General features: G+C 43.4%; 6 protein-coding genes. 3 read left to right on the forward strand and 3 right to left on the reverse strand.

The window, feature by feature from the left end:
* Positions 1 to 1658, reverse strand: a 1658-nt coding sequence (locus VF500_RS23050) for a family 43 glycosylhydrolase (protein ID WP_330861927.1), incomplete at its 3' end; no start/stop codon positions are given.
* Between the two features lie 184 nt (positions 1659 to 1842).
* On the opposite strand from VF500_RS23050, the gene VF500_RS23055 reads away from it, so the two are divergent.
* Positions 1843 to 3927 carry a beta-galactosidase gene (locus VF500_RS23055; RefSeq protein ID WP_330861928.1) on the forward strand — a complete coding sequence of 695 codons (2085 nt, stop codon included), beginning with the start codon at positions 1843 to 1845 and terminating at the stop codon, positions 3925 to 3927.
* On the opposite strand, the gene VF500_RS23060 is transcribed toward VF500_RS23055, so the two are convergent.
* Both VF500_RS23060 and tnpA read right to left on the reverse strand, forming a co-directional pair.
* Positions 3928 to 4245: a hypothetical protein gene (locus VF500_RS23060; RefSeq protein ID WP_330861929.1), complete on the reverse strand. Its 318-nt coding sequence runs from the start codon at positions 4243 to 4245 to the stop codon at positions 3928 to 3930.
* Between the two features lie 285 nt (positions 4246 to 4530).
* Positions 4531 to 4992 carry an IS200/IS605 family transposase gene (tnpA, locus tag VF500_RS23065; protein ID WP_330861930.1) on the reverse strand — a complete coding sequence of 154 codons (462 nt, stop codon included), beginning with the start codon at positions 4990 to 4992 and terminating at the stop codon, positions 4531 to 4533.
* Between the two features lie 119 nt (positions 4993 to 5111).
* Between tnpA and VF500_RS23070 the strand changes: the two genes are divergently transcribed.
* Together VF500_RS23070 and VF500_RS23075 are read left to right on the forward strand one after the other, a co-directional pair.
* Positions 5112 to 5678, forward strand: a complete 567-nt coding sequence (locus VF500_RS23070; RefSeq protein ID WP_330861931.1) for a pentapeptide repeat-containing protein — start codon at positions 5112 to 5114, stop codon at positions 5676 to 5678.
* Positions 5679 to 5846: 168 nt separating this feature from the next.
* Positions 5847 to 6184 (forward strand): hypothetical protein (locus tag VF500_RS23075; protein ID WP_330861932.1); only part of this gene is annotated, 338 nt, incomplete at its 3' end.

Here is a 6184-nt window from a genome sequence, read left to right on the forward strand (position 1 = left end):
TAGTATTCATTTTTACCGTAAACCATCATACTGTTGTACAGCTTATCGGGCGCTATGCCGAAATAAACGGTATAACCGGTGGCGTTATCGTTCGGTTTCCATTTCAACCAGGCGTTGCGTCGTTCGCTATCTCCACGCAGTATGATCAGGTTTTGAACGGTATCAGGTTTTGCTCCCGCACCCTTGCCAAATACCCTTAAGCCTGATAACGCGAATTTGCCGGTAGGCATATGCAGGTTCACCATTTTAATATAACGGGCCTTGGCTGGGTTTTTTAGTTCGATGTAATCGTGCGGTACGTCTTTACGGTTTTTACTTTTGTCGATAAGGGGCTGCCATGTTTTGCCGTTGAGCGACGAGTAGATGATGTACTGGTGATATACACCCAATGATTTACCCAAAAACTCTGCATCCTGATCAGCATAGTTTATCTGGATGGCGTTTACGGTACTGATCTCGCCCAGGTCGGTTTTTAACCACTCGCCTTTGTTGGCCGTTTTGGCGCTCCAGTAGGTTTTGATGTCCTCATCAACAGCATTGTTTGCCGCATAAGCGCCAAGGGTTGATGAAACCTCCACCGGTTTGTTATAATTGAGGATCATCCAGCCGGTAAAATTACTCTTCAGGTGATCTTCGGGGCTGTTGGATAAATAGTGCGGATAATCGCCATAAGAGGTATTACTATACAACACCCCATCTTGATCAAACCCGGCAGGCCAGAAACCGATACGGCGCTCGAAGTTATTTTTCACCGAAATGCCCATGGTGCTGATATGCCAGTAATTGCCATACTTATCAACCCAGGTAGCGCCATGGCCTGCGCCTTTGGCAAAACCGCCCGGTTTGTACGAGAAGGGGTTGTGCTTTTGATAAGTGAACGGGCCGAGCGGATGATCGCCTACAAAAACGCCATCGCCGTATCCGCTTTGCTCGGTGCCGGGTGCGCCGAATTGCAGGTAGTATTTGCCTTTATACTTATTCATCCATGAACCTTCAATAAAGGGCAGCAGGAATACATTATCGTTATGTTCACCGAAGCGCTCCCAGCCATGCTCTTCTGGGTTAAGCTTTACCATTTCCTTTTTAGGGCCTATGGGCTCGAAAGTATGCCTGTCAATCTCCTGTCCGTACAGCGGTAGTGTATTGCTGGAGCCATGGTAGATATAAACCCTGCCATCGTCATCGGCAAACATACCGGGGTCCCAGGCACCTACTTTAAAGTAATCTTTGGCGGCTTTCCAATCGTCATGAGTTGGGTTAGTGCTCATCCACAGGGTAAAATCTTTATTATAGGTGGATCCGATCACCAGCAGCGTATCGCCCAAAACCAGTGTAGCGGGGGCACAAAGCTCGTCACCCTTCACCTCATTATACGGGCGAACAAATTTGCGGTACACAAAATTCCAGTTCAGCATGTCATCGCTCCACCAATAACCAAATTGGTTGGTGGAAAACAGGTAGTATTTCCCTTTAAAGAGGGTCATAGTTGGGTCGGCAGTAGCGCGGTGTTTGCCCCAGCTTGCAAAGGTTTCAAAGGGCGTATAACCATAATCAAGGTTAAGCGGGTTACAATAGGTAAGGCGTTTTTGCTGCGCGTTTACAGTTAGCGTGGCACAACAAAATACCAACATCAGCAGGTTGCGGGCTATCATTTTCATAGGGATATTAAAGGGCTATAATTGTATTACAACAGGGCGCTAATATCAGTTTTTAAACAGCAATAAAAATGTTGTGTACTACTACATCTGTTTCACATCATAAAATATTTTATTATTGTGTGTTAAAAATACAATTAATTCGTACTTTCATCAGCACAAGCCAGTTATCCTAAATATCGCTGTTATGAACAAAAAATATCTGCTGCTCTTCATCGTGCAATTACTTTTCGCTGCGTCAGCCTTCGCACAATACCCCAAAATGGATAAGCTGCTTTACGGCGTAGCTTACTATGACGAATATATGCCTTACGAACGGCTGGATAAGGATGTGCAAATGATGAAAGCCTGCGGCATTAACGTGGTGCGCATTGCCGAATCAACCTGGAGTACGGAAGAGCCACAGGATGGCGTCTTCGATTTTACCCATATCGACAGGGTACTAAACGCCATGCAAAAAGCGGGGATCCATGTTATCATCGGTACACCAACCTATGCCGTACCAACATGGATGGTTAAAAAGCATCCGGAAATATTGGCCATCACCCCATCAGGTCAAAACCAATACGGGCCAAGGCAAAATATGGATATTACCAATAAAGATTATCGTTTTTATGCCGAGCGCGTTATCCGCAAGATCATGGAACATGTGAAAGATAACAAGGCGGTGATCGGTTACCAGGTAGATAACGAAACCAAATCATACGGCACAGCCGGACCAAACGTACAGGCCTTGTTTGTTAATTACATGAAGGCCAAATATAAAACACTCGATAACATTAACCACATTTTTGGGCTCGATTACTGGAGCAACCGCATCAATAACTGGGACGATTTTCCGTCGATGGTCAATACCATAAACGGTAGCCTTTCATCGGAGTTCGCCAAATTTCAGCGGCAGCTTGTTACCGATTATTTAGCATGGCAGGCTGCCATAGTACGCGAATATAAACGCCCGGACCAGTTCATCACCCAAAACTTCGACCTGGAATGGCATGGCTATTCGTTCGGCATCCAGCCTGATGTTGATCATTTTGCAGCAGCCAAGGCTTTGGATATTGCGGGGATAGATATCTACCACCCCAGCCAGGATAAACTTACCGGCGTGGAAATTTCTTTTGGTGGCGATGTAGCCCGCTCCATGAAAGGCGGCAAAAACTATCTCACCATCGAAACCGAGGCACAGGGTTTTCCGCAATGGGTACCTTATCCTGGTCAGTTGAGGTTGCAGGCCTTCAGTCATTTGGCGTCCGGTGCAAATATGGTGAGTTATTGGCCATGGCACTCTATCCATAACTCTGCCGAAACTTACTGGAAGGGTTTGTTAAGTCATGATTTTGAACCTAATCCTGTTTATGACGAAGCTAAAACCATCGGCAAGGATTTCGACAGGTTGAGTTCAAAGCTTATCAACCTGAAAAAGAAAAACGATGTGGCTATCTTGTTCAGCAACGAGGCCCTTACCGGCTTTAAAGCCTTCGGTTTTGGCTGGGGAACACGCATGGGTTACAATGATGTATTGCGCCAGTTTTATGATGGCTTATATCACATGAACGTAGGTTGTGATTTTGTCGATCCAACCAGTAAAAATATTGAAGATTATAAACTGCTGATAGTGCCCCTGCTTTATGCAGCGCCTGATAGCTTATTGAAACGACTTAACGCTTACGTGAAAAACGGCGGGCATATCATTTATACCTGCAAAAGTGGTTTCGCCGATGAAAATGTGAAAGTGCGCACCACGCACCAGCCGGGCATTATTGACGAGGCTTGCGGTATTTACTACAGTCAGTTCACCGAACCAAGCAACACTTCATTAAAAGCTGACGACTGGAACCTGAAGCCCGAAGATAAAAGGCTCAACACCTGGATGGAGCTCATCACCCCTACCACGGCTAAAGTGTTGGCTTATTATGATCACCCGGTTTGGGGCAAATACGCGGCCATTACCGAAAACACTTATGGCAAAGGCCTCGCTACATACATTGGCTGTTTACCAATCAGCGCCGTTACTGATAAATTATTAACCGATGCCGTAAAAAAAGTCGGTCTTTGGGGTGCCGATCAGCAAATAGCCTGGCCGGTTATCACCAAGCAGGGTATAAACCAGGGCGGGAAAACAGTTCATTACTATTTTAATTATTCGGCTAATGAGACCAGTCTTACCTATCCTTACAACAACGGGAAAGAGTTATTATCGGGCGATAATATCAGCAAAAACAGCGATTTAAAACTGGAGGCATGGGGCATTAAGATCATTGAGGTTAACTGATCAGGAATTGGCATTCCTGGTTTTTCTGAGAACGATCAGCGCGATAATACCGATAAAACTGAATACCCCCAGAATCCAGTAGCCTTTGGATTGAGATGGGTTTACCGCTTTCTGATCGGTACTTTGTTTTACACCGGCATCACCGCTGGGTACGCTGGTTTTATCGCTATCCTGCAAAGTGCCTGTTCCCGTACCGGCTCCATTAGCTTTGGTGGTTGATGTTGAAGTATCTTTGGATGACTGCGCTGATACGGGGACAGCAGCGCTAAGCGTTACCCCCAATAACAGTACAGCCAATTTTATCTCTAATGCTTTCATAGCATGTTGTTTTAATGCAGGTTAGTTAAAACAATAGCTGTGCCAGTGATGGGGGGGGAAATATTTGTAATCAGATTTTAGAAGTTGTGTACCTACGGCACACGATGAATTTTATTATTTGTTTCTACAGACCTTTTGCACCTCTGGTGCAACTAATCATCCTTTTAACTTTTAATGCTGCCGATCAGTCTCTACTTTTTGACTGTCCCATCGGGACAACAGGTTTGTAGCAATATATATAACAGCTATCTTAGAGCTCCTTAGGAGCTCCACTTCTAAAACATTCTATTCCGGCAGCTTAAAAATGTATCGCTCATCAAACTCTATATTAAAATCCTTTAATATGTGTTGATACTCATCTAAAAATGTTTTCTTTTTATGATGTTCTTGCTGACTTTCAATATAATGTACCACTTTCGCTACCTGTGATCTGCTATGACTAAAAGCACCATACCCCTGCTGCCATTGAAATTTGTTGTGTGTTAATCCTTCTCTATTGATCCATTCAGAAGAATCACTTTTGACTACTCTTATTAAATCTGAGATTGCCTGATTAGGATTTAACCCAACAAATAAATGCAAATGATCTGGCATGTTGTTAATAGCGATAACTTTATGTTCTTGTTTTTGAACAATTGAAGTTATGTATTGCCGCAGCCTTTCTCCCCATGCTTCATCAATTAATGATGCACGATATTTTACAGCGAATACAAAATGAATATATAATTGGGTGTAGGTATTTCCCATGTTTTTGATAAGGTTGATTAAGGGGAACTTCGCCAGTGCTTTGACTCAAACATACATTTTTTCTGCAAACCCATTATCCTTCCAAAACATATTATTGTTTAAACTTTACATTTGTTGCCATGCAAACCCTACTCCACGAAGACCAAACTTTCACCAAAATAACCGCCGGCCAGCTCACCGGCACCACCTACGAAAACTGCAAATTCATCAGCTGCGATTTTTCTAATGCCTCGTTTTTGGGCATTACCTTTGTTGATTGCCTGTTTGATACCTGCAACCTGCTCCTTGCCGATTTGGGTAATACCGGTCTGCAAAATATCCGCTTCAAACATTGTAAAGTAAGCGGCGTAAACTTTGGTAAGGCCAATGATTTTTTATTTGAAGTGCATTTTGAGGATTGTATTTTAGATAGCGCCGTATTTTATAAAAAGAAGAATAAAAAAGCAACATACACCGATTGTTCGATGATTGAAACCGACCTTACCGAAGCCGACCTGAGCGATTGTAAATTCAATAATTGTAATCTCAAAAACGCTTTCTTTAGTCGTACTGTATTAAAAAACGCCGATCTGAGCACCTCCTTTAATTTCATTATCGACCCCGATGATAATATCATTAAAAAGGCCAAATTCTCCCTTCATGGTTTGCCGGGATTGCTTGCCAAATATGATATCCGGATAGGATAATATTTTGGCTACTATTAAGTTAATATCAGAGAACATAAAATTAAGAATCGTCATTGCGAGGAACGAAGCAATCGCGAACTATACAGGGCGTACCTGCTAATCGGGGATTGCTTCGTTCCTCGCAATAACGCGTTTTAAATTTTAAACCACTTATTGACCACAAACCTTATGCAAAAACTTATCCTGTTTTTTTCTTTCTTATTAATCAGCTCCGGGGCTTTAGCCCAGCGCGATACGGCTGCTTTTACCAAATTCAACAGCTTTAATAACGCGGTTTTAAACGGAGGCATAAAAAAAGCGGAGGCGCAAAAGCAATTCGATTTAGTGTTAAAACGAATTAGCTTACTGGAAATGTTGCGGGCCGAACTCATTCAGCCAAAACTGCAATGGGTATTTCCGTTAAAAGGATATAAAAGCAGCGTAATTGGCGGTACACATGGCAATGGCTATTTTGACAAGGGTTATCGCTATCTCGACGGCAACAAACACGGCGCCCATCCTGCACA

Origin of the sequence: Mucilaginibacter sp. (assembly GCF_036383575.1) — a bacterium.
In the GTDB taxonomy this organism is placed as follows: Bacteria; Bacteroidota; Bacteroidia; order Sphingobacteriales; family Sphingobacteriaceae; genus Mucilaginibacter.